Source organism: Bacillus sp. NEAU-Y102, assembly GCF_054788175.1.
This window is the reverse complement of record NZ_JBTWFK010000007.1, coordinates 42247-67172: the sequence shown is the minus strand read 5'-3', so window position 1 is coordinate 67172 and position 24926 is coordinate 42247. Positions and strand designations below refer to the sequence as shown.

General features: G+C 39.3%; 34 protein-coding genes. 1 reads left to right on the top strand and 33 read right to left on the bottom strand.

The features are described 5' to 3' along the window. Positions 1-44: 44 nt before the first annotated feature. The 6 genes from ACYFX0_RS18470 to ACYFX0_RS18445 form a co-directional block, all read right to left on the bottom strand. Entirely contained in the window at positions 45-1202 is a 1158-nt protein-coding gene (locus ACYFX0_RS18470; RefSeq protein ID WP_460271217.1) for a hypothetical protein, read from the bottom strand. 4 nt (positions 1203-1206) lie between these two features. Next, a complete protein-coding gene (locus ACYFX0_RS18465; protein WP_460271216.1) occupies positions 1207-1911 on the bottom strand; it encodes a hypothetical protein in 705 nt (234 codons plus the stop codon). 12 nt (positions 1912-1923) lie between these two features. After that, positions 1924-2118, bottom strand: coding sequence for a hypothetical protein (locus tag ACYFX0_RS18460; protein WP_221660249.1), 195 nt, complete (start codon positions 2116-2118; stop codon positions 1924-1926). A gap of 137 nt (positions 2119-2255) precedes the next feature. After that, positions 2256-2414, bottom strand: coding sequence for a hypothetical protein (locus ACYFX0_RS18455; protein WP_193635737.1), 159 nt, complete (start codon positions 2412-2414; stop codon positions 2256-2258). Positions 2415-2735: 321 nt separating this feature from the next. Beyond that, positions 2736-3065: a type II toxin-antitoxin system PemK/MazF family toxin gene (locus ACYFX0_RS18450; protein ID WP_460271213.1), complete on the bottom strand. Its 330-nt coding sequence runs from the start codon at positions 3063-3065 to the stop codon at positions 2736-2738. After that, a complete protein-coding gene (locus ACYFX0_RS18445; RefSeq protein WP_460271212.1) occupies positions 3065-3397 on the bottom strand; it encodes an AbrB/MazE/SpoVT family DNA-binding domain-containing protein in 333 nt (110 codons plus the stop codon). The genes ACYFX0_RS18450 and ACYFX0_RS18445 overlap by 1 nt, the downstream gene beginning before the upstream one ends. Before the next feature lie 408 nt (positions 3398-3805). Between ACYFX0_RS18445 and ACYFX0_RS18440 the strand changes: the two genes are divergently transcribed. Next, positions 3806-4042, top strand: a complete 237-nt coding sequence (locus ACYFX0_RS18440) for a hypothetical protein (protein ID WP_460271211.1) — start codon at positions 3806-3808, stop codon at positions 4040-4042. Between the two features lie 28 nt (positions 4043-4070). On the opposite strand, the gene ACYFX0_RS18435 is transcribed toward ACYFX0_RS18440, so the two are convergent. The 27 genes from ACYFX0_RS18435 to ACYFX0_RS18305 all read right to left on the bottom strand — a co-directional run bounded on the left by ACYFX0_RS18435 (position 4071) and on the right by ACYFX0_RS18305 (position 24894). Then, the gene (locus tag ACYFX0_RS18435) at positions 4071-4565 is read right to left on the bottom strand and encodes a hypothetical protein (RefSeq protein WP_460271210.1); all 495 of its coding nucleotides are present in this window, start codon (positions 4563-4565) and stop codon (positions 4071-4073) included. Between the two features lie 25 nt (positions 4566-4590). Further along, positions 4591-5082 (bottom strand): hypothetical protein, encoded by a 492-nt coding sequence (locus ACYFX0_RS18430; RefSeq protein ID WP_460271209.1) that lies wholly within the window; start codon positions 5080-5082, stop codon positions 4591-4593. 62 nt (positions 5083-5144) lie between these two features. Further along, positions 5145-5660 carry a hypothetical protein gene (locus tag ACYFX0_RS18425; protein ID WP_460271207.1) on the bottom strand — a complete coding sequence of 172 codons (516 nt, stop codon included), beginning with the start codon at positions 5658-5660 and terminating at the stop codon, positions 5145-5147. Positions 5661-5757: 97 nt separating this feature from the next. Then, positions 5758-6321, bottom strand: coding sequence for a hypothetical protein (locus ACYFX0_RS18420; RefSeq protein WP_460271205.1), 564 nt, complete (start codon positions 6319-6321; stop codon positions 5758-5760). Positions 6322-6446: 125 nt separating this feature from the next. Further along, entirely contained in the window at positions 6447-6575 is a 129-nt protein-coding gene (locus ACYFX0_RS18415; RefSeq protein WP_260459660.1) for a hypothetical protein, read from the bottom strand. Between the two features lie 12 nt (positions 6576-6587). Next, positions 6588-7460 (bottom strand): type II secretion system F family protein, encoded by an 873-nt coding sequence (locus tag ACYFX0_RS18410; protein ID WP_221660243.1) that lies wholly within the window; start codon positions 7458-7460, stop codon positions 6588-6590. Positions 7461-7471: 11 nt separating this feature from the next. Next, on the bottom strand, positions 7472-8773 hold the full coding sequence (locus ACYFX0_RS18405) for a CpaF/VirB11 family protein (protein WP_460271202.1): 1302 nt from the start codon (positions 8771-8773) through the stop codon (positions 7472-7474). A 19-nt stretch (positions 8774-8792) separates the two neighbouring features. Then, entirely contained in the window at positions 8793-9533 is a 741-nt protein-coding gene (locus tag ACYFX0_RS18400; RefSeq protein ID WP_221660241.1) for a hypothetical protein, read from the bottom strand. Between the two features lie 11 nt (positions 9534-9544). Beyond that, positions 9545-9895 (bottom strand): hypothetical protein, encoded by a 351-nt coding sequence (locus ACYFX0_RS18395; RefSeq protein WP_460271201.1) that lies wholly within the window; start codon positions 9893-9895, stop codon positions 9545-9547. Further along, entirely contained in the window at positions 9892-10257 is a 366-nt protein-coding gene (locus ACYFX0_RS18390; protein WP_193635727.1) for a hypothetical protein, read from the bottom strand. The genes ACYFX0_RS18395 and ACYFX0_RS18390 overlap by 4 nt, the downstream gene beginning before the upstream one ends. Before the next feature lie 92 nt (positions 10258-10349). After that, positions 10350-10964 (bottom strand): thioredoxin family protein, encoded by a 615-nt coding sequence (locus ACYFX0_RS18385; protein WP_460271199.1) that lies wholly within the window; start codon positions 10962-10964, stop codon positions 10350-10352. Positions 10965-11114: 150 nt separating this feature from the next. Continuing rightward, complete coding sequence (locus ACYFX0_RS18380; protein ID WP_193635725.1) at positions 11115-11387, bottom strand: HU family DNA-binding protein; 273 nt, start codon at positions 11385-11387, stop codon at positions 11115-11117. Positions 11388-11460: 73 nt separating this feature from the next. Continuing rightward, positions 11461-11664: a hypothetical protein gene (locus ACYFX0_RS18375; protein WP_193635724.1), complete on the bottom strand. Its 204-nt coding sequence runs from the start codon at positions 11662-11664 to the stop codon at positions 11461-11463. A gap of 354 nt (positions 11665-12018) precedes the next feature. Further along, on the bottom strand, positions 12019-13257 hold the full coding sequence (locus ACYFX0_RS18370; RefSeq protein WP_460271197.1) for a hypothetical protein: 1239 nt from the start codon (positions 13255-13257) through the stop codon (positions 12019-12021). 86 nt (positions 13258-13343) lie between these two features. Further along, complete coding sequence (locus ACYFX0_RS18365) at positions 13344-13592, bottom strand: hypothetical protein (protein ID WP_460271196.1); 249 nt, start codon at positions 13590-13592, stop codon at positions 13344-13346. A gap of 417 nt (positions 13593-14009) precedes the next feature. Further along, positions 14010-17114: an LPD29 domain-containing protein gene (locus ACYFX0_RS18360; RefSeq protein ID WP_460271195.1), complete on the bottom strand. Its 3105-nt coding sequence runs from the start codon at positions 17112-17114 to the stop codon at positions 14010-14012. Positions 17115-17319: 205 nt separating this feature from the next. Further along, on the bottom strand, positions 17320-17736 hold the full coding sequence (locus ACYFX0_RS18355; RefSeq protein ID WP_460271193.1) for a hypothetical protein: 417 nt from the start codon (positions 17734-17736) through the stop codon (positions 17320-17322). Between the two features lie 45 nt (positions 17737-17781). Further along, positions 17782-18003 (bottom strand): DUF4314 domain-containing protein, encoded by a 222-nt coding sequence (locus ACYFX0_RS18350; protein ID WP_460271191.1) that lies wholly within the window; start codon positions 18001-18003, stop codon positions 17782-17784. Between the two features lie 244 nt (positions 18004-18247). Beyond that, on the bottom strand, positions 18248-20185 hold the full coding sequence (gene parE, locus ACYFX0_RS18345; RefSeq protein WP_460271908.1) for a DNA topoisomerase IV subunit B: 1938 nt from the start codon (positions 20183-20185) through the stop codon (positions 18248-18250). Between the two features lie 107 nt (positions 20186-20292). Further along, entirely contained in the window at positions 20293-20643 is a 351-nt protein-coding gene (locus tag ACYFX0_RS18340; protein WP_460271189.1) for a hypothetical protein, read from the bottom strand. Positions 20644-20998: 355 nt separating this feature from the next. After that, positions 20999-21442, bottom strand: coding sequence for a hypothetical protein (locus tag ACYFX0_RS18335; RefSeq protein WP_460271188.1), 444 nt, complete (start codon positions 21440-21442; stop codon positions 20999-21001). A 119-nt stretch (positions 21443-21561) separates the two neighbouring features. Further along, complete coding sequence (locus ACYFX0_RS18330) at positions 21562-22020, bottom strand: hypothetical protein (protein WP_460271186.1); 459 nt, start codon at positions 22018-22020, stop codon at positions 21562-21564. Between the two features lie 12 nt (positions 22021-22032). Beyond that, positions 22033-22500 carry a hypothetical protein gene (locus tag ACYFX0_RS18325; RefSeq protein WP_460271185.1) on the bottom strand — a complete coding sequence of 156 codons (468 nt, stop codon included), beginning with the start codon at positions 22498-22500 and terminating at the stop codon, positions 22033-22035. An 88-nt stretch (positions 22501-22588) separates the two neighbouring features. Then, positions 22589-23017, bottom strand: a complete 429-nt coding sequence (locus ACYFX0_RS18320; RefSeq protein ID WP_460271183.1) for a hypothetical protein — start codon at positions 23015-23017, stop codon at positions 22589-22591. Between the two features lie 77 nt (positions 23018-23094). Continuing rightward, a complete protein-coding gene (locus ACYFX0_RS18315) occupies positions 23095-23466 on the bottom strand; it encodes a hypothetical protein (RefSeq protein WP_460271182.1) in 372 nt (123 codons plus the stop codon). 215 nt (positions 23467-23681) lie between these two features. Then, positions 23682-24164 (bottom strand): hypothetical protein, encoded by a 483-nt coding sequence (locus ACYFX0_RS18310; RefSeq protein ID WP_460271180.1) that lies wholly within the window; start codon positions 24162-24164, stop codon positions 23682-23684. A 109-nt stretch (positions 24165-24273) separates the two neighbouring features. Next, on the bottom strand, positions 24274-24894 hold the full coding sequence (locus ACYFX0_RS18305) for a hypothetical protein (RefSeq protein WP_460271179.1): 621 nt from the start codon (positions 24892-24894) through the stop codon (positions 24274-24276). Between the last annotated feature and the right edge of the window lie 32 nt (positions 24895-24926).

Genomic DNA, 24926 nt, shown 5'->3' with positions numbered 1-24926 from the left:
TTATATAATTTAGTCAATAGTTGTCGTATCAAAATGAAAGAGGTCTAGAACAACCAGACCCCCTCTTCTTTCACATACTGTAGCAACGTTAACCCGACTTTAATCTCGTCCTCCATTTTAACCATAACCGCCGCCTTATTTTTACCTAACTCCTGATTGGTTTTTGTCGCATTTACACATAACTGTTTTAACGCAATAACTAACGCAGCGTTCTCATCTTTTCTCGTCTCTAACGACATAACTGGGTCTTCTAAAATTGGAATCACTTTCGCCATATAACGAAGCGCATCTATACGTTTTCGTTTCCCCGTCATATTGCTATGGTCACGCATAAAGTCTGGAAACACCGTTTCATGTACCACACCTACGCAACGCTCCCACTTCTCTCGGAAAGCTATCAACACATCTTTAGGAATTGCATCCACACTTACCTCGTAGTCATCAAATACTGTAAGAACCGGTATCTCAAAGAACTCCCTTGTAAGACCTTGCTCCCCCTGCAGCATATCCCCATGTAACGCATGGTAGTCTACCGTCATCCCTTCACTTACTAATGCGTTTATGTAGTTGAATACATAGATAGAAAGCATTTGGTTTCTTACAAACGTATCAGAGCCTGAACCTACCTCACAATCTTGGTTTACCGGATATCTTTCCCCACGTACTTTTCCTTCGCCACTCAATAACCTTGCATGCATGTGACTCACGTCTCCGTTTGTGTACGCACGGATATTGCATAACGTATGTACATTTTTACTTACTCTCCTTACATGAGATAGCGCATCAAACACCTGCAACATATCCGCACTTCCACGCTTCGTAAAATCAATTAGGAATAGATTTGTACCTAAATCATTCCCACGACTCATTTCTTGAAGCAGTCCACTGCTACCTTCTAACATATCCACCGAAAATACTCCGTTATACCTGCTTTGTAGTACATCGATGTACCGTTTTCCTCTATCAGAAGGGATGTATAACCCTGTTTGGATATCTTCGTCACGGACTGTAACCCCAATCCCTTCACCATCAACTAGAACGACCGTAGCCCCTCCAGAAGCGTTTTCTAAACGGAACATAAGGTTGTAAAGGAAATGGCTTGTAAGACCCCCTAAGCCCTGTATAACCACTATATGATGCCCAGTTACACCCTCTTCAGAGGACTTTATTTGTCTTGCTCGTAATTCTTGCATAGTAACCATGTCTCTACACCCCCGTCCAGTTTATTGCGTTCCTATCTCGAGATGAACGCTCAAACTCTGTAATGAATCTTTCGTTTTGTAAATCTTCTGCTTGTACGTAACGTAAAATAGGCTCAGCTCCCGCCATCCAACACTCTCTACGCCTATCAATTGTGTTTCCTTGTACCATACGTTTTTTAAAATCACGAGCTAACTTTTCTTTTAAATATGGCACATCTTGAAACTGCGCAGAACCATTTAATACATTACCACTTAGCAGCTTTTGTACATTAACCACTTGTATAAGTTCGTTTTTGTATGTTCCATGTAAACTGCCCGTAACTAACCACTCCACAACATACTCCGAACCATAATCCGCTCGGTAATACCTACTAGAAGACATCCCGCTTTGAAAGAACGGGAAATTTTTATTCCCAATCTTTTGTTTTACACGCAATTTCCCTCTAGATACCAAAACCTCAAACGTACCTGCAGGTAGGATATAGTGAACGGAATCCCCTCGCTTCTTCATGAACGTATCCATAACGCTCCAACTACCTACCTGTTCAATCTCACCCGCTTCTTGCTGCAGTAACGTATTGAACTGACGATACGTAATTTTGTATACTAAATCACCAAGACTTATACCACTTACCTTCTTTTTTGTATGTACATATACTCCGTCTTCTTTTAACTCATAATAGGTAACATCCGTTTGAAACGAATCCATCATTACACCCCCTTAAAATAAATCTCGATTTGTACCCCCACGTAAACTCTTTACTTTCTCTTCTAGAAAATGAATCCCATCTGTTGCTTTATCTTTTAACTTCATAACCTCACTTTCCGTTAGGTTACTATTTGGTACTTTTTTAATAAACCTTGCCTTTTCTAACATATGTTCTCGCAGTTGTGTCTCAACATCCTGACTTGCCATACCTTTAACACCGCCCCATACGCTTTATTCTGACTTCAGTATACCACATTCTTATATTTTACTAATGTACATGCTTATCAAGGCAAATAAAAAACCCCTATGGATTTACCATAAGGGTTCGTTACTTAACTATATTGTTACTTAGATGTTGACCAAGCAGATGTCATTTTAGACGCCATTTGTGCGAAGAAACCATCAACCATTGGTTGGAATGTTGCATATAATACTGCAGAAATAATCGCGAATACAATTACCCCTAGAACTACCATTAATAAATTACTTGAACCTTCCTGCATATCGAGATACCTCTTTCTGTTATTAGATTTATTTTATGTTGAATTACCAACATGTTTATCAACTTTACGTTATATATAGGCTATTATCCGATACGGGTACGTATCCTGCATCTTCCCATGTATCCTCTGTATATTTAGTTATCATATATCTTCCCATGTATCCTCTCTATATTTGGCTATCAAGTATCTTCCCCTGTATCAATGACACGTTCGCACACCTCCATACAAAACAAAAAGTCGACCTACAACCCTGCACCTTTGTACAGAATCATGGTCGACTTTACATATAAAAACCCTCCACATCACATGGAGGGCGCTCTCTTATAAAAATGTGTGAATCTTAGCAAGACATTCCTCTACGACTTCCTCAGGCGCATTATCTCTCTTATAGAGTTTTCTTGCTTTCCAGTCGATATTTTTTACTTGGTCTGTTAAGACAACCCCGCCAATATTTAACCCCTCTGGAAGCAATACCTCATATCCCCAATTACGAACCGTGTTTGTGATTGGACATACTGTTGCAAACCCTGATACCTCGTTAAACTCTTTAGGTGATAATACAATCGCAGGTCGATGTCCCGCTTGTTCATGCCCCGCTTGTGGATTGAAATTCAAAAACACAAGGTCTCCTCTACTTGGTGCTTCCTCCATCAGATAAGCTCATTCCCCTCTATACCCAAATCAATTTCGCCATGTTGATTCTCGGGCTTACATTTTGATAATAATTCCGCTAACGTATACTGTTTTCGTTGCTTTCTAGGAACTAATCGAATCTCATTACTTCCTTCCACAACCTTCAAATCAAATTCAGAACCTACATCAGCGCCGACCTTTCGGGCAATATCTTTGGGAATAATAACTCCCATACTATTACCCCAGTTTCTCATTTTTGTTGGTGCGGACACAACATCCACCTCTTCCTTCGCCTTTTCCTTGAACCGGTCATGTCTTTCTGAGTTGTCAAACCCCTCATTTGAGTTCATTTTACCATCTTCCTCCCTCAATGTCTATACATTGTTTAAACGTAAATTAAACATTGTCTAAACATAGTATGCACGTAGGTCAGAAAGATATACCATGAACTGCTATATTATCTTTTATAGGTAAAGAAAAAGAGCACCACAGCGCCCTTTATTTCCTAACTGTCCTCGCCCTGCATACTATTTAACCCGTTAACCGCTTGTTTAGGCTTGTTTAGGCTTGTTTAGGCTTGTTTAGGCTTGTTTAGGCTTGTTTAGGCTTGTTTAGGCTTGTTTAGGCTTGTTTAGGCTTGTTTAGGCTTGTTTAGGCTTGTTTAGGCTTGTTTAGGCGTATTTCACATACTTATACCTAAGTATAACTCCCTTACTTTTCAACCATAATAAGGAAAACGAAGTAAGGGCGTGGAACACATGAAGATTGATAAAGAATGGATACCTTTCTTACCACATATTAAAGACCGTTTAACCGCTATAGAGCAGCACAAGGCGTGGATGAAAGCCAACCCAGAGAATAAAGAAGGACTCAAACATCGCAAAAAGCTCATAGCAGCCGAAAAAGAAGGAATCGAGATGGGCATTTTTATGCGTAGACTCAATGAAGCTATAGATGAAACCAACAAGGAATGGAACGAGAAGTACGGGAACTAAAAAAGACCACTGTTTAGGTGGTCTCTGTTTACTCTGCACGTACTAATTCATTTTTACGTAGATTTTGATAAGCTTCATAACCCTCTTCTGTATCTAGATACGCCTTTTGAAACACTGTCGCCCCTATTTCTAATCGTAGTAGCCTATCACGACTTACATGGAACTCATGCCCGTACCAACTCCTAACGACTACCCCAGACTCGGTATACTCATCGTATAGGTCTACTATCTTGAAAGGAAGTACAATCTCCCACACATCTCCAAACTCATCTTGTGCTTTTTCTGCGTATTCTTCATCTAACACCAATGAGAAATCATACCAATGTTCGTTTTCATAGAACTTACAATCCACGTTAACCCTACCATCTGGCGATTCTCCCAACTGAGTTACATGCATATTTAACTTAATTCCACCATTTAATCCTACCATCGCATCTAGAGGAATGTTTTCAACGTAAATACCCTCTACCACACTACCTACGACTGGATACATCCCACCTAAAATCTGAACCCCTCTCTGCATACTAGCATCCTCCCTCGCATCTTCCTTATTTTTTGCTACATCTATCGAAGTCCCAACGACCTCTATCCGTTGTTAAATAATCTCTTTGATATATCACACACGTACCTGTATGGTTACTTACCGCCATCTTTAACAACCTATCTCTATGTACCCAAAACCTTTGACTGTTCACATCTACAAGAAACTTACTTCCATCTTCATTACACTCAACCAAATCCACTTTCATCATATGTGGCATCTTCTTATCCATGTATTCCTGCACCATGTCCTCCGCCACCATATCTAGGTACACACTTCTCTTATACACCGTACCATCTTCGCCGAACTCACATGAAAGTTCCATATACCCAGACCCTGCTCGTCTGAATGACACAGGAGTTAACTCAACAAGAATATCTACCTTACTCCCTACCAAATCATGTGAGGGAATGTTATCTATATAAAGATTCGTAACCACTTGACCTTTCTTCTTCGTTATCTTATGCCCACGAACCGTTGCCTTACCCAATCGCACCACAACCCCTTTCCTTCTAAACCCCAGTATACAAAAGAATGTGATGTCTTATACCAAACCTGTTATCAATCTAAAAAAGACCGCTCAACATCTACCTTAGGGGCATACCTATCATATTTTCTTTGATAGTCTCTTTTACCATCCTCCGTAGACAAATAAGCTTCCTGATAGAATCTATAACCATTAATAACTATCACGACAGCCTTATCTCTACCTGCCCAAAATCCTTTCCCGCCAATACTAAGTCGTAATGTACCATCCTCATGATTTACAGCCCTTACCTCGCATTTCATCTTCATCCTTTTACATGTTCCTACAGGGTAGAACCCTTCACCAGACCACAACACGTACAATGTTACCTCTTGGTCTTCATAATCAACTAATGCATACGTAACAGCAAATAACTTACCAGATATTTGACTCACTGAAACCGCTCTAACGTTTACATAGATATCTACGTCAGCCCCTATTAAATACTTTTCGGGAATATTATCAGCATAAAAGTTCGTAACAAGCATCCTTCTCGTTTCTAATTTACACCCTAACCATTCCCCTAACATATGTTTAAACCTTGTCACCATAACGAAACACCCGCCTTGTTTAGTTTTTAGTACATAAACCCTACCATAGCTTTCTTGTTTATAAAATAAAAGGAGTACCTTACGTACCCCTTGTTAATTAGTTTATAAATTCTCTCCCGTTCCAATCCCATTTAGACTTTGGATACTCAATACCTACCCTGCGCTCAGTTTGTGTACTAATTACATTAAAGCTCTCAGCACCCTTCTCTGTTTCTACAAACGCACGACTGTACACGAAGCCATTAGACCCTAGAATAACTAGACGGTCACGATTCACCCAAAAAGCCTTATCTTTTCCGCCAAGGTACATTTCAACTAATACTTTGTGTTCATCCTCATTAGAAACATCGATATCAAGAATTCGAACCCTATCCATAACTTTTTCTTTTTTACCTACTTTATCTTTATAATTACCGATTTCGGCTGTATACCCTTTAATTGTGTGTTCAAAATCGTTACCGCTTTCAGTGAATTTGTACGTTACGGCAACCTGTTTTCCATGACCTTTTGCACTTACCACTTCGGCATCAAGCTCAATAAACCCAGTATAACAATCTTTTATATACGTAGTTGGTAGCTCTTCTATAAATAACCCTACAACCGCATTATCTTTTCTTTCTACTTCACGACCCACAATAACTACCTTTTCTGTACCTAACATATAAAAACAGCTCCTTTGTTTTCTTGATTTATTTTGCTTGTTTGCTTCCTTGGTTACACTATACCATTTTATTATATTATAGTCAACAATTTAAGAAATAAAAAGAGTGCTGTTACGCACCCTCATTATCTATGCAATGTTCCCATAAAGCCATCTAAGGCAACCGTAATACCGGGTCCAAAAGCCGCTAAGTAAATAACAAGCGCAATTACCCCGATAATCGCCACTAACATAAATGCTGAACCTTCTTGCATACCTTACTCCCCCTATGCTCGTACAGAAATATCTAACGTACGCTTCTGAATTTTGAAGGAAAGTAATAAGAAACCACCGTAGCAAATACCCATAATCCCTAACGCTGCAGGTGTTACCTCAGTAAACGCAGCGTATAAATCGCCCGCCGTAACTTTCATCGTTAACGGGATAAGTGCAGCGATAATTAACGCCACATACTCTTGTAAACGTTGGAACTTGTTTTTACGGTACAATTCATCACGTTTTACTAGCTCCGTTGACATGTTCTTTAACGGACGTTTGAATAGGCGCTTCGCATCCCCACCATCTTGATATGCGATTAACATATTACGATGGAAGATATCTAAAGCCGTAAACTCGTACTTATCGAAGTGTGAGAAGTCTAATTTACCTGTATTTCTCAGTACCTCATACGTATGTTTAATATCCACACCTACACGACCGTTATAGCTTTCAGATACTTTTTTAAGCGTCTGTGCTACTGTTTTACCTGTTTGCATATGGAATGAAATATCTAAACAGTAACTTTCTAACTGTGCCAAGTCTCTCTGTACTACATTTAGTTTTCCCGGAAGGAATGAATAGTAGTACGCCGACATAACACCTGCAATAACCCCCATTATAATAGCAGGGATAATTGTATCAGTTGTTAGATACAGATAACCTGCACCTAACACCATACATACAACGGCTGTAAAGAAATGTTGAGGCTTTGTAAACGACCGAATGAACTCTTTACGGTTTGCTTTATCTAGCTCTTTCTTACTTAACTCAACCCTCTGTTTACCTTTTTCAGCCTCAAGCTTTTGAATTTCTTCTAATGTTTTTACCTTGTTTACGCCTACTTTATTAATAGGGCTTTGTTTTACTTTGCGGATACCCACATTAACTCCTCCTAGCTTGCGATAAATACATCAGGTATTTCGTGGTACATACGTGCTTTACGTAATTTCCCTTTTAACTCTTCGCTCAATTTCCCGTGTACCACTCTATCGATGTATTCGCCAGTTGCTTCATCATAATCCGTAACCCTTGCAAATAGCGGTTCAGATACAACACCTCTACCCGGCTCATACCCTGTATATTCCACAACCTCACGAATACGACGCTCAATACTTCCATCAGGTAAATACACTGCCTCCATATGAATACCAAGACCTAAGGTAGATGCGATATCCTGCATTAACACCTCTTGGTTTAAGTTTGGATATCTTCGTGCAATCATCTGAATCATACGTGAAGGGATTTGAGCAGCCCCAATCGCATGGACTGTAGAACAGAAGTAATGACCTGTTAACCCAGCATCAAGTAAATCAAACGCCTCATCTCCACGAATCTCAGAGATTAAGAACCAGTCCGGGTTGTTACGTAAACCAGACTTGATTAACTTAGAGAAGTCAACAGACTTACCTACATCTTTAAGCTTAATTTGCCAAGAGTTAATATCCTTTTGAGGATAAATAACCTTTAAATGACTATCCATTGTATCCTCAGCAAGCGTTATCTTCATATGGTCAGGTATAGAGCCTACAATTGTCTTTTGTAGCTCTGTTTTACCGGAACCCGTTTGACCACTAATCATAACGTTAATTCCCATCTTCATTAACAGGTCAAGCAGCTTTGCAACTTTGTCATCACAAACAGAATCTAAAGATGACGTAGCCAACCTTGGGTGGGAGATACGAAGCGCCATTGTTTCCCCATAAGGAGATACATCATGCTCCATAAAGTTAACACGAATTGTACCTACCTCGGAATCGAAAATAGGGTCTAATCCGTTCCACTCTTTATTCTTCCTTACTGCTATACGTAACCCAAGCTCTTTTACATCCTCAGCCGTTACCTTTGCATTTTTATATACATACCGACCTTTTACGTTATCTTGTATACGTAAATCCGTACCATTAAATGATACATCGGTTACGGTCTTTTTAAGCTGTAACCCACCTTCCCCATCCGATTCAAATAAAATATCCCGCAGAAATGAAGTCTTTACAACCTCATCCATAACTGTAGCGTCTACTTCATTTTTTGAATCAACATTGTTTGTTACCTTTTTATCGATGCTACTATCTTGCCCCTCTAGCTCGATATCTCCTGCACCCACATCCTCAAAAGCTTGCCCCTCTGTATCATACAAAGGGGTGATTTGAGAGTCCGGACTTTTCTTTTTACCAAATAGACTACCTAATGCCATTCTATTACGACCTCTCTTTTTAGAAATTTAAACCATCCATAGCTTTGGACATTACCTGTACGATAACCACACCTACCCAGATAAAGATAAATGCTGTCGTCAATACAAGTGAAGGTATCGCCATACCACGTAGTTTAGTAGACTTACGAACAACCAACTCATCGAGTTTGTTATCATTCAATCTATCAATCTTATCTTCTAATTCTGAAAGCGCTCCTTCATCTGTACCATGTACATACATTTCATAAACAAGCATCATAACCTGACTTGCTTCTCGTGTACCGATGAAATCTGCAAACCCTCGGAACGCCATATACGCTGACTCAGGGTCTGAATTTACAGTTACCGTATCTACTAACTTAACAAGCTGAGCCTTTAGCGGTTCTTTTACATAATCACTTGTTAGACGTAGCGTTTGAATTACGTTACCTCCAGATTGTGAACCTAGCAAACTAATGAACGTTGTAAGGAACTCTGGGAACATAAACGCTAGCTTGTCTTTACGTTGATTATGTAACTTCATCATGTTCCAATACGGGATTTTCCAACCCATGTATCCAAACGCAGGTGCTGCTAAAGTAAGTAGCACTGTTTCGGCTGCCATACCTTTAAACCAAAATAGCCCAACGACTCCGGCTAACCACAGAAGTATCATTGCAATTACATGCTGTATTCGCTGACGACGAAATAAACCTATATTAATACCGAGCATTTCATAATATTTCTCCCGGTTTTCCTCCAGTAATAACTCACGTAACATGTGTTATCCTCCTACTTTCTTTTCGTGATAAATACTTGGTCTTGTCTTTCTAAATTCATAGTGCTTTTAAAGCCTGACTGGAACTTTAACTTACCTGTATAGTTGATTGATAAAGTTTTACCAGTGTTTTGTCCCGTATCACCACTAATTGAGTAAGATATCCCAGACTGTTTTAGCTGATTTCCATAGGCTTTTGCCTCAGCACCAAGACCACCATTTTCACGAACAATATTCGTCATTTCCGTTGTTCGTTGCGTGAATTGTTGACTACCCATAACTCCTATCCAAGCTTGGATACAAAACACTACAATGAACGCAGCGAATATCAGCATACCGAACATCGTCTCAACAAAACGACTCATGCCTTAACCTCCTTCAGAATCAGCTTCTTCTCTGTTTCCGATTGGACTTTTCCCTTTTTATCAAGGAGTTTGACACGATACTGCACACCTGTCATAGCATCTTTGTTGTTCGTAACATTATTGTTTTTGTCAAAGAACACATACGAAATCTCGATATCACGGTCTGTATTAGTCTGTGATTTTAAGACGTTCGCTGTAACAGTAGCAATCGTATCTTCCATATCCAATCGGTAATGTTCTGGGTCGTTCCTCATTGCCCCTAAAGTAGCAGTTTCTAACGCACCTGTTACCCTCTCCGCTGACATCGTATTGTTGGTATGGTTAACCATTAATGGCGTCATACAGATAAGCAGTAATATCAAGGAAACCCCGGCAATTATATACTTGCCCACTACCATCACCTCTTTATGAATTTACAATCTCTATCTACTTAGTTTGTTTCACACCTTCTCTTTTATCTTACTTTCTCTAACCAACCTTTTAATGCAGCTCCCGTTGTATCCATATATGCTTCACCCGGAGCAAGCTCTTCTACTTTTCCATCCTTAACCTTTAGAAGTGTTGGTACGCCTTCTACTTTCAAGGTTTCAAGAATTTGCTTAAAGCTATCCATATCTTCCTTCTTCGCATCGTCCGTATTGTAATAAGCTATCTTCATCCCCATATCCTTTAGGACTTTATCCTGTATTGGTCGGTAATCTCTACAGTTTGGACACGTTGGTCGACCTAGATATACAATTTTAGATTCACCACTACTTAGAACACTTTTAAAATCGGATGTAGTTAATTTATCTAACTGTGAGTTATCTTCTTTATATTCAGAAGCATTGTCTAAACCAGACTTATACTTACTTTCATGTGAGAAGCTAGACACCTCTTTCGCTTGTACAGAACCTTTATACATTAACCAACCACTACCTACTCCCGTAATAAGTAAAACAGCCGCTAACGTCGCAACCGTACCCTTTCTCTTCGGTTTTAACTTTCCTTTCGGTTTCATAGGTTTAGCGGATTTACTATGAGGTAGATTTTTTGTTTTTTCTTCTTTTTTGGTTTCCTTACTTTCCATGAGATTTTAATCCCCTTCCTGTTACGAGATACAGTAATAGTTTAATGTCACCTCACTCGTCACTTTCCCGTATCCCGAAACACAAAAAAGGTAGTGGACACAATATCCACTACCTTCTAACCAAACTATTTATTTGCAGCTTTTAATTTCTTATTTAACCGCTTCTTTTAACTCTTTACCCGGCTTGAACGCAGGTACTTTTGAAGCAGCGATATCCATTTCTTCACCCGTTTGTGGGTTACGTCCTTTACGTGCTGCACGTTCACGTACTTCAAACGTACCGAAACCTAATAACTGTACTTTTTCGCCCGCTACTAACGTATCTTTAACGCCAGTTAAAATTGAAGCAACTGCCTTTTCTGCTTGAGCTTTCGTTAATTCTGCATCTTCCATTACCTTTTTCACTAATTCTGTTTTATTCATTTTAGTTCCTCCTGTAGCTATATCTAGCTTGTTTATTTTATGTAAACTCTGGTTGTTTCATAGAGAAAAGGGACTATAGATTCCCTTTATCTCCATTATTAAACTCAAAGCTTAAAATCCCATCCACAGCTATAGGTGTAGCTCCTTCTACAGAACCCATGCAATCAGCTGCTCGTAATTCATTAATTGCTTCCGAAGCCGTCATCTCTCTACCTAAGTCCACAGGCTCACCATTTAGGTTTACCATAGTTACCATAGTTTTATCAAGACTAGCCATACCCATTACCTCCATCTATTTATATTTCAAAAGCCTTTGCGCCTTAGCGATACCTTTATACTAACACCTTTTATCTGTTTCAACATGCAGGTTGTTATCAGACTTTCAATTCCGTATTTCTACTTTTCTATAAAAATATCGTACCTACTTTATAGCAAACCTTTATTGCCTAGTCAACATTAAATCTACCTTAAGTCAACACAAAGTCACGTAAGTAGAATCAAATTTTAAAATCAAGTCAACATTAAGTCCACATACCTTCTTATTTTTAAGGGATAACCCTTATAATCTATACAGTACGTGACTTTAGTCTACTTAAAGTCTACATTAAGTCCACATGTTTACTATTTACCATTAACGCAGTTTTACATCATCATGACAAGTATACCCGCCAGACTTTTCTTCATCTTCCTCTTTTGGAGGACAAACAGCAAGGGTAGCATCCCCACCTAGTTCTCTTCCTTTTTTGAACATCAAATCAGAATCATATTCATCCATAGCCTTACGGACTTCAGCAAGTAACTCAGAACCCGTTAACCCTATATTGATTACCTTATCCGATATCTCTTTACGATAATTCGAACGCTCCTGTCGCTCTTCTAAAGTAAGAGAATCTAAGAATTCATCAGAACCCTCAACCGCTTCCTCGTCGTCAGGCATACAATCTTCCTCTTCAAATAGAGTTACTGCACCCTCATGGAAGCTGTGAGCCTCATCTTCACTATCGTAGATAGGTGAATCGTCTCTACCAGATAAATTCATATTTAACCAACTCTCTGGGTACGTATGGTTGTTTATATATATCCACTCTGCAATACCATCACTTTTATTCGTTGTAGACTCCCCACCATGTACAACTTCGTTACCATCTTCATCTACATATACAGTGTCAACTCGGCTCTCCACTACCGTACGCTTAAATCGTTTTACACGCTTTGGAATTTCAAACACATCTGTAGGCTCGATTAAAGCGTGTACCCCATTTAAACAGAAGCGTAGTAGGAAATCGTCCTGCGTAATAATTCGTCCAAACACACCATAACAACGTGGTTGCATCTCATTCGCATTATCAACCCCACTAAAGAATGCCTCCATTTGGTGGTGGCTATGAGTCTCCACAATACATTGATAGTTCTTTTCGAACCAATCCATTAACTTATCCTCTTTAAACGTACTTCTAATCCCTGTGTTGTACTGCTTCGGACAATATACAACTAATTTCCCATCAACAATTAACCCATCTTTATGTTCGTTATATAAATCTTCCGGAATCTCTTTATCATATAAATTCCAGTAGAACAGTACTGAAGCCTCTGTTCGGAATTTCGTAAAGATATCCTTGTAAAAGTCCAATGTCATTAACCAGTATTTTGCAGGTACTTTAGGTACTAACATCTGAACGCCTTCTTTACCTTTACCCGCATTCAGTTTAGCTGTTGCTGGGAAACTCATCTCCTTTTGTGTAAGGACTGTAACCCCGTTACTGTATGAGCGGTACACCCCATCATCCATTACCTCTATTTCTGTTCTACTTCGTTTGTAATCCGCAGCCTTACCTACCTGTCTTTTAATAAACGCATCAGTCCAAGACATCCAATCTCTCCCTTGCCCTTTTATTTGTTATTATCAATACCAAGAAATTATATTACAGTCAATAAGAATGTTTTAAAACAGGCTCCTCAACCGAAGAACCCTTTTTTACCTGTATTCTGCTGCGCTTTACTCATATATGGCTTGATATAAGGATGTTTACCATCCCCACCATCTAATACCACCATATCCATTGTTGCGTATTTACGCCGCTTCAATAACACACTCAACATGTAATCGTACGACCACTCAGAAGGCAATAACCTCTCATCTGTATCGTAAAACTCACCTGTCGATTTAAAGTAATGTATGGTTACCTTTTTTACAGGCTCATTCATACCACTATCACCTCATGTATTATGTAACCATTATATAGTATGTAAGGTATGCCAGTATCAAGTGCCTATGCCGTGGCTCTAGTTTTAGTGTTTTGTATTTTTAGCGTTACACACCTTACACCTTATATAATGTTCCCCACCATTCAGTAGGTTATATCTGCCCTAGAGGTATTTCATTCAAATTTAAGGATGCTTAAGCCCGTTGTTTCTACTTAAGTCTACCGATACCAATATATTCATTCAACGAGGGAAGTTGTGACGATAAATGTACCCTCTAGAGCAGGTATAACATACTGACTTTTTTATTTTGCCGTTGTTTCCTTGGCTACGTTTAATTTAACACAATCCCTAGTTTTTGACTCGCACCCTGTTATCAAAAATAAAAAGCAGGAGGAAATTTCCTCCTGCTCTCAGACACTAGTTAATTTGTTTACGTAGGTCAAAGGTAGTAAATAATACGTCACGAACAAATGCGAAACGTTTTTGCAATGCCGGATTACTATTGTAGTTAATCGGACCCAATGCTGCAGACATCTCAGAAGACGTTGACGTATGTCTTACACGTTTGTATAACGTTTTTTGTTCTTTGCCCGCAACCATTACTAGCTGAGCAGGGTTAGCGAAGATTTTAGCCCCACTGAATGCGAATTCTGCAATAGCCATCCCATCTTTCTCAGCTACCCTAGCCTGCACTCCCGCCTCTCTGAACATATCAGGATGTAACTCAATGAATTGTTTTAAACGATTCATACGTTTTACGTCCGCATCAGTAGCAGAAGCATTACGTCGCAACTGACGTCTTTCCCCTTGAATTAACTCCCCGGCTCTTTCAAGCATTGCTCCGGCTCTTAAATCAATTTCAGAAGGGTTTGCATGCCCTAAACGGAACGTATCCGACTTATCAGCGTAAACTTTACCAGATGTAGCATTAACCAAGAAGTGAGGATGTACAAACAGCTTCTCTTTACCTACAGACATCATCATGAATCCGCTATCTTTATCCTCTTGCTCAATTTTAGCTACATACCCTTTTTCTTGAATCTTACCTAGTTTATTAATACCATTTGGCAATGTACGTAATACTGTACGGACTTTTTCGAAACCATCACCGTAATCCTTACCTTTAATGGAGTTTAAGTACTCAATGGCGAATTTCGCAGCTAACTTACTCTTATCTTCCTTAACCTCTGTAGCAGCTGCCTCTGCTTCACCCTCTGTAATTCCGTTGATAATCATGTACGCTTTTTTCTCAAACTCTTGACGTTCTTTTAACTTGCTACCCATATTCTTTGCATTACGGTGATTTGCATAGAATTGATGCGCACTTCGTCCATTAAATATCATATCGAACCAAGCATCATCCGCAATATCAAACTCTAACCATGCACTTACGTTTACCTCAGAATCAAAACGTTGGATACTAGAAGGTTTGAACGTACGGAACTCCCCTTTAGCAATATCCATTACTTTAATATAATCCCCGGCAATTTGTGCCTCGATTTTATCTTTTTCTTCCCAAGCATCTACCTCAGGAGTTGGCTTATAGCTTTTCGGATTCTTAACCGCCAGTAACTTCTCAATTAATTCCTTATTTCGTGTTGTATGCATGATACGAATCGAACCGTCACGCTTACGGAACACGACACGTACAACTTTCTCACGTAACACTCGAATCATGTCTCGAGACTTGATATCACGAGGGTCTGGATGATTCAGCATTTCATCAAACTTCTCAAAGTTGTCCTTAACCAGAAGGTTTAACAAATCAATGATAGCCTTTTCAAACTCTCTGTAATCATCAACGTTTACTTCCTTAAGCCCTTCTACAACAGGCATTTGAATTAACTTCATAAGCTCTCCACGGCTTACAACGTAACCTTCAAACGTTTTTTGATTTACTACATGGTCGATATTTGTACGAATCATATTGATATCCGCACGAGTTACCTTAACTACATCAGCCTCAGCAATTTCTTTATCCGTAAATACTTGGTTAGGGTCTTCTTTTTTCGTTTCTAACTCTTTAAGGTATTCGCTGAACTTAGTTTTTACAAACTCCTCTACCGTCTTTTGCAACTTAACATGGTTTGATTTCTGTACCTCTAACACGCCACGTAGTGTTTGCTCAGACGTACCAAGACTGCTATAGAACGCTTTTACATCGATTCCTTTTTTCTCATGTGCTTTCTGTAGCTTAAGTACTTCACGTTTAACAACTTCTTTTACTGTTTTCTTAGCTTCTTCATCTAACATTGCGATTGCTGTAACTACTGCGTTTCTTGCAGTCGTCATATTCGCCTCGCCCGTCTTTTGATATTCCTTAGAAAACTCTTCTTTATACTTTTTATTTTCAAATGCAGCGTTCTTAATTACACTATCTACAAATGGATATCGGATAAGACCCGGCAATGTTGTAGGATTTGGTACTGCTAATCCGTATGCTGCTCTTACTGCATCTTCATATTCGTTTTTATAATCTTTTACTTTAACCTTTTTACCACCAGAGCCACGGACACCGTATAACGCTCCCGCTAACTGCGCTCTGTACCCAAGTTCGTGTAGCATACCATTAACCATTTTGACGCCGTTATCGTCGATAATTCCTTGCTCCGCCAGTTTCGTGCGAATCTCTTCGCTTCCGCCTGCAGAACGCATTACCATCTTACCTTTAATAACAGAGGTTTCTACTTTAATTCCCGTTGTTTTGAATCCTTTATCAGCCTCTTCACCTAACCAAGAACTGAATGCGTTCACATCGAAGAAATTGTGTAGAACATTTCCATCCTTCTTCACGATAATTGCATCCGGTAAGTAATGGATTCCGTTAGGCGTGAAATCTACGCCACTCCAGTTACCTTTAAACCCTCCAATTCGAGGTACATCAGATTTATCCCCATATTCTACGCTAAGTCCAAGCGCACGTAAAATATCCATTGTCTTTAACCCGATTTTTAAACGGTTAACTACTGCTTTTTTAGATGTTCCAAACCCTGCCACAAGCATGAAGTCATCGCCGTTAAGGGAAGCACGAATCTCTACCTCCTCATTGAACTTTGTTCTCCAAGATTTACTTGCGTAAACCGTAAGTTCATCCAGTGTCATATCTCCGATTAAGTCACCGTCTAGATTTGAAACCGTTACTTTTTCTGGTTCTGGTGCTTTTGCTAACTCAGCATTTAAATCCTCTTGCGTAACTCCAGGCTCATCATCCACCTCTACGTGGCTTATAGAGATAAACCCCGCTCCTACATATAAAAGACCGTCTTCTTCGTCCGTGTATCCGTGATAGTTTGTAGAATCATCCGTGCTATTGAACGATGCACTCTTAAATTTATCCGCCAGTAGTTCCACTGCTTTTCTATCCGGTTTACCTGCCCATCTAATCGTTAAATGGTCTGTTCCTTGTCTCTTACGTACCGAAAAGTGTCGTGCCGGAAATCCCGGAAACTCTTTTTTCAACGCTTTTCTTATTTTTTTAGCCGTCTCTGTCGCTGTTTCACGTATTGCAGCTACCTTTGCCATGTAAATCCCCCCAAATAGTGTCTTGTTAGAATAACCTGCCTATACTGTATTCTCTTCCTGTTGTCTATTTACACTATCGGTTGACTGTCTATTTCTACCTGCTGTAATATGTATATCTAACAGTTTGGATATACAAGAAAAAGCACACTTTCAGATGACTATACAAACCACCCACGTGTGCTTTCACTCTATATTTATTTCTAAACTAATCCCGTAATCCTTGTAACCTAAAGATTGCTCTCACAATTTCTTTTCTTTTATCTTCTATGTCTATTTTATTTACTTGTATTAGCCCATATAATAATGTTCCTATTACAATTCCATATTCTTTTTGGCTGATTGTATCTACCATGCCCTGTATATTATCGAATTTTTCTTCTCTATCAGATTCGCAAAACGCATCTCGTAGCCTAATATCATGTACATTATCTATTACGTATTCGACTGCTTCTCTATCTGTATATGTAGGTATAATTCCGTTCCCTTTAGTTGTCTGTTGCTTGTAATTCACGTCTTCTGCCATAACCATCTTTACATTCTGTAAAAAAGCAGTGCGGAATCCCTTATCGCCAACAGGTTCTGTAAGTTTTCGAAACCCTTCACTAAATCCCAATATATCCATCGCACAATCCACCTTTTTCAGTAATATGTCTCCCTCACACTTACCCTAATTCTCTATAACGATTACCTTATCTACTCCGTACGCAACCCCAAGCGTACTGCCGTTATCCCAATTTACATGTATCGTCCCTATATCATCTACATACCTTACTGTACCTTTAGTCCCAATCGGTATAGTCTCGCCCTCCATTTTAGTAAGCGCTACCCTTATACCTTCTATAAACTCTTCCTTTAGCCTCTTCAACTCATCTCTTTCTATAACATCCATACAAAATCCCCCTAGTTATCCTCTATTTTATAGACCAATCTATCACCACAATCCTCTTACCATCTATTTATACGTTTCATAGCTCTACAAAAATCCTAGCATTACCGACTATAAAAACCCCTCAAATATGTACTATACCACATATATCTTCGTTATAGGTTACCGAATCATTACTTATTCCGTTGTTTCCCAAATGTATGTCAAAAAAAGACGAGTATACACCCGTCTTTCCCTCTGTCCTCTATTATTCAACGACATTAAAATCAACGTTTTCTTCAATCCAGTCACGTCGAATCCCAACATTACTGCCCATTAATGTGTTGATTGTTTTGTCCGCTCTCACAGCGTCTTTGACTTTAACCTGCAATAAAGTTCTGTTCTCAGGGTTCATTGTAGTTTCCCATAGTTGCGACGCATTCATCTCACCTAACCCTTTATAACGCTGAATTTCGTACCCTTTTTTGTACTTTTTCACAATGCGTTTCAGCTGCACATCATCCCAACAATACTCAATGTTTTTACCTTTTTTATCTGATACTTTGTAAAGCGGTGGCATTGCAATGTATACTTTACCTTCACTTATCAACTTCGGCATGTAGCGGTGGAAAAACGTTAACAGCAGCACTTGGATATGCGCCCCATCCGTATCCGCATCGGTCATGATAATTACTTTATCGTAGTTAATATCTTCAATTGCAAACTCTTTGCCAATACCTCCACCAATTGCATACACAATAGACTGGATTTCGTTATTGCTCATGATTTTGCTCATAGAAGCCGTTTCAACGTTAAGCGACTTACCACGTAAGGACAGAATCCCCTGTGTTTTACGGTCACGTCCCTGCTTTGCAGAACCACCCGCTGAGTCACCCTCTACCAAATACAGTTCATTTAGTAGCGGATTACGTCCAGAAGGTAGTGTTAACTTATCAGACTTAACACCCTTACTTCCGTTTTTATCCCCGTTACGAGCCTTATCCCTAGCTTTCTTTGCATCCTCACGCACCTTCTGCGCTCTGATAGCCTTTGTAATTAAATACTCTGCTACCTGCGGGTTTTCATGTAAATACTGCGTTACTCGCTCATAGAAGTAACCATCTACATACCCACGTACCTCTGACGTACCTAACTTTCCTTTTGTTTGTCCTTCAAACTGCAGAATATCCTCAGGTACACGCACACTTACAATACCTACGACACCCTCACGAATATCTCCACCCTCAAGGTTTTTATCTTTAGCCTTAAGGTAGTTGTTTGCTTTTGCGTAGTCATTAACCGCCCTTGTTAACGCCGTCTTGAACCCCGTTTCATGTGTACCCCCATCTTTTGTACGCACGTTGTTTACGAAAGATAGAATGTTCTCAGAGTACCCATCGTTCCACTGCAAGGCAATGTCCATTTCAACTCCGCCTTTTTCACCTGTGTAGAACTGTACAGGACTCATTGCCTCTTTTCCTTGGTTAAGGTAGTTTACGAAATCCCCTAACCCTCCATCGTACTTAAAGACCTCTTCTTTTACTTCCTCACCACGTTCATCACGTAGAACAATCTCCATCCCTTTCATAAGGAACGCCGTCTCACGTAATCGCTCAGCAAGGACATCGAATTTATATTTTGTTGTTGAGAAGATATCCTTATTTGGTAAGAACGTTACTTCTGTTCCTTGGTCGTCGGTATCTCCTACAACCGTAAGCGGTGTTTTTACTTTTCCACCGTCTTCAAACTCAATAATATGTTCTTTACCATCACGGTAAATACGTACTGTCATAAACACAGACAACGCATTTACTACCGAAGAACCTACACCATGTAGACCCCCAGAAGATTTATAACCACCCTGACCGAATTTACCTCCGGCATGCAGCACTGTAAATATAACCTCAGGCGTTGACTTATTCATCGCTTTGTTCCAACCTACAGGTACTCCACGACCGTAGTCACGTACACGAATAGCGTTTCCTTGCATGATAGTTACAACAATTCTTCTACCGTACCCTGCTAACGCCTCATCTATCGAGTTATCAACAATCTCAAACGTACAATGATGTAAACCTGCACTAGACGTATTACCAATATACATCCCCGGTCGTTTTCGTACCGCATCTAACCCTTCTAGTACCGAAATGGAATCATCGTCATATGTATTTGTTACTTGGTTTTGTTCATTTGTTTGCTCTACCATTGTAGTCATAAAAACCACCTTTCTCTGCCCAACCTATCACGGACTTTGTTTACTCCCCTATCTTACCTACTTATTTATCTCTTTACTCTGCGTTTGTTATCAACAGATTAATGGATTTTCCTTAAATCAAACCCAAGCACCACTAACTTCCTAAGTTCATCATGAATCCTTTTACCCTCAGCGCTCCCACGGAATGTATAAGAAACAAACCCCTTCTCAATTCCCGTAAGTATGCTACCGAAGAACTTCTTTTTATATATTGTCTCGACAGTACCACCTTTAATACTCCCGATATCAATTTGATTTGGATGTACAAAATACACATAGTCGTTCGTTCGCAACTCAAAGTACCCTTTATCCCTAACCATTCGGAATACAACACCGAGCTGCAGCAAACGTCTTTCCTCTTTAATTGCTAGCTTATGTAAGTTATGTAATCTTTCTATCTCTACACTCACCTAAAAACCCTCCTCGCATTAGTCATGGTTGTCTATTCGTATCTCTACTGTCTTCACAAAGACTACAACATATCGGAGGAAACCCTTGTTTCACCCCTCACCTCACCTATATCACATCAAGAAAAAAAGGACTCATAAACATGAGTCCTTTGGCATACACGCCTAGATAAAAGGTAATTGTGAGATAAAGAATAGTCCCAATATAACGGGGTTTGTTAGGGTCTAGATTGTGAGGGATACGAACATATGTACCCTACAACTATAATACATCTAACCCCTCCAAAAGTCAACAAGATTACCACAATATTCCCTATACTATACTGAATATGTCGATATACAGAACTGTCTATATCCCTCAGTTTTTACGAACAATTAATCCGTCCACCTCTACCGGGTCTTTTGTAACCGTAACCTTTGTGTACCCTTCTAGCATATCTAACGTAAGTTGCTCACGTAACCAACCTTTTGCCTCTTCGTACAGGTTATCCGTTACTCTCTTCGTTGTTCCTAGCAGTAACTCGGACTTATCTTGAAACCTCGTAATTCGGAACAATAACGCACTATCCGTATTACTTGTTTCATTTTGGTTCAGTAACCAGTCATCGCCTTCCCAATCGTAATCCTTGTAAACTGCCATGATATCCGCATCTGGTACATCAGGAATCGTGATAAACATATCCTTCCACGTAAACGTCCCCTCGTGGTCTACAACCCCTTTATTTGCTAAGCATCGTTGAATAAGCTGTGTGAAACCTGCTTCAGAAATCATTGTCACCTTCTGGTTACCTAAGAAACTCATCTCCATCATCCCTTCTTTTTGTATTTATACTACTTACTTTTTAGTATATCGAAAAAGAGCAGATATCTAACCCCTGCTCTTCTGAAATAAACCAATTTCTATTCTTTTATCCTTACACCCTAGTTACCTCTTGGACTTATATACAAGGTAGGGTTTATTTTCATATCTTTTACCCCAACAGACTCCCCGCCGCTAACCTTTGATATCTCTAACCTATTCGCGTTTTTATTTGTGAACACAACCGCCATTTCCTGCGCAAGCTCCTTTTCCTTGCCGTCTTCCCCTCGATACGTAACTTTATAGTACTGTACGAGCGTATTGTCCTCTACTATTACTTTATACGTATCTATACCCTTAACTGAGGACATCGAAATAGCCTCTTTACGTGTTATAGGCTCATACGAAACTACCTCATAGGTATCTACTGGAAATGCTTTCATCTTCACATTGTTCCGTACCCAATCTACTCTCCTACTGTCCGTATATACGGAAAATGCTAACGCCAACATTGCCGTAACACCAACTATCATAGTCACAATCTGTACCTTATCCATAACTGTCCATTTATTACCTTCCATCAAAGACCACTCCTAACTCTTTTCTACGTATAAAACTGGATTTACATAGTTCCCTATACTATCTAGCTTATCCGTAACTTTAACCGCTTGTAACTTGGGTCTTCTTCCGTCCTCTACATACTTTACTTTTACAGGCTGCTCAATTGTATACCTTAAATTCTCCTCATCTACATATGTAACCTTAGCGATGTATACGTCTGTTAGATTATCATAGTTACCTGTAACAAACTTAACCTTATCATACCCTTTGTACATATTATCACGAATGATTGTCGTACTTTTTATTAGTTTATAATCCTCAACTTCAAACGACACCTTCGGGTACAGATTTAACTTCTTTTCTACCAACCTGACTTCTTTACTTTCCTCTACTAATGTATAAACTCCAAAAGAAAACAAAAGAATCATACCGATAAAACTACCCCAGAATATTAGATAATTCTTGTATTTCGTCTTACTTTTCTTTACCCCATCTTCCATATATACCCTCCTTGCTTATTTACTAGTTTACCGTGTCTAACCAAATAAAAAAGGTAGACTCATATCATCTACCTTTTTTAATAATTCTCTATGCCTTGTTTGCATATTTCTCAAGAGAGTTAGCAAGTACTATGGTTATAACCGCCGATGCTGAACCTCCTATAAGCGTAAATGGAATATCCCATAGATGTAACCCTTCCGGTAACCCTCCGTTTACAAACGCATTCAGACCTAACATATAGGTAGTGTATATACTCCCCGCCAAAATCGTATGTAAAATCCCCTTAACTGTAAACCCTGACCAAATAAAAGGTGTGAGTATAAAAATTCCCATACCTACCCACACCCTGTAATTCGCATAATCATAATTCCCCCAAACAGAAACAGTACCAAAAACGAACATAGATAACAGCAAACACGACATTACAAGCATGTTCGCGTATGTCACTCTCTCGTCAACCGAAAGACTATGATAATTTTTCACTACATATACCGTACGTTTAATCTTATCTTTCATATTTACCCCTCCTGCAATTTATACTTTTATATTAACATAAGCTAATAAATCAAAAAGGTAGACTTATATCATCTACCTTACTCACTACTTTTCTTATTTGGTAAGTACAACGTAGGGTTTATCTCTAACCCTTTGTAAGCTCCTTTAGTACTAACCCTCTTCACATGTAATTCGGGGCTTGTGACCCCCACAGCGTACTTTATAAACACTGCCTGCTCCATGCCGTACAATCTACCATCTGTACCAACATAACTAACCTGAGCAGCGTGCAGCCCTTCCTTATCTTTCGTAAATATATCAAATCCTTTACCTTCTTTAGACTTACTTACATCCTCAGTCATCTTCACTATCTTATAATCCTTTACTTCATACACGTACTCAGGATAGGCATCGGCATTCTTCGTTATAACCTCTTTTTGTTTCTCACCCTCAGACACTGCATTCGCCACATTCACACACCACCCTACCAAAGCCACTCCACAAGCAATAACTATGCTCGCTATAATCACCGATATTACAATCGCAAAGGCAAGGCTAAACCAATCTCTCTTCGTAGTGACCTCTTTCTTCTTTATCTCCACACACTTCACCTCTTACCTTTATTATCCTTCCCTTATTTTAAACTCTTTTGGACAGCAAAAAAGGTAGATGATTATCATCCACCTTACGCATTCGGTAAATATAGGACAGGATTAATCTCCCTGCTCATTCTCCAAAATTCCCTTGTATCGATTAACTTTGTTGTTTTTAGTACTGGTTTATTTATATCGTTTGTATACCTTACTGTAACTGGCTGATTGATTTCATGTAAGTTCCCCTGCTCATCCGTATACTGCACTCTCACTTTATATACACTTGCAGGATTGTCCTGCCCCTTAGCGTCCTTAGGTACAACAAACAAGTATTTAACTCCACCCTCACCATCTTCACTAAAAAACATAGGGTATCCGGCTTTTTTAAATTCATCATAACTCTTTACGCTGTAGGTTATTGTCGGATATGTATTCATTCTCTCCGTTATCCACTGCGCATCCTCGTTCATTTTAACCCTACTCTCATATAACCAATAACCGAACGCTGTAATGCTTAGAATCGCAACAATTAACCCAATTCCAAACCATATGTTCATTTTTCTATCGTAACCCATAGATTCCATCCTCTCGCTACCATATACCCTGTCTAGTTAGTTTCGACTACCTCCGAATAACAGAAAAGGTGAACGAATCTAATCGTCCACCCCATTTCACACCTGTTGTTTATTCATCTGCAATAACCATATTTCGTTTAAGTCCTATACCTTTTAACCAGTCTACCGTTACTATTAACTCTGGGTTTATTTCCTCACGCACTCCTATATTTTGTAAGTCTTTTCTTACCACTTTTACCTCCAACACTGGTTCATTTAAATCAATTGACCCCTTAACAATCACTGGCTGAACGGTAGCTTTTTCTTCTCCGTTCTCATCTATATACCCAACCATAACTCCGTAAAAATCGAGTCCTCCATGCAAATCATCATCTTCATATACATAGTCGAAATCACGGTAGTCCATAGTATTCTCAAATGTAGCCTGATGACCTACATACCTAAACGCATACACCTTGTACCTCTTCGTCTCAAAGTCCGAGACATGTGGCAACAATTTACGTCTTATTCGCTTATCTTTACGCACAAGTGACCTTGTCATGTAGGCAATACTCCCTCTATCTATCCAAAATATAACACCAATAGCAGCGAGACATACAGTCGTAAGTAATGCCAACGACTTAACGCCCCCATCTTTATCTAGAAGAGTAATATAGCCCAATACATTTATAGCAACAATAACCACTAACCCAAACCAAGTAGTAATATTGTATTTAGACGAATCTGACATAACCCATTCTCCCCTTCCTATATCTCTTATCC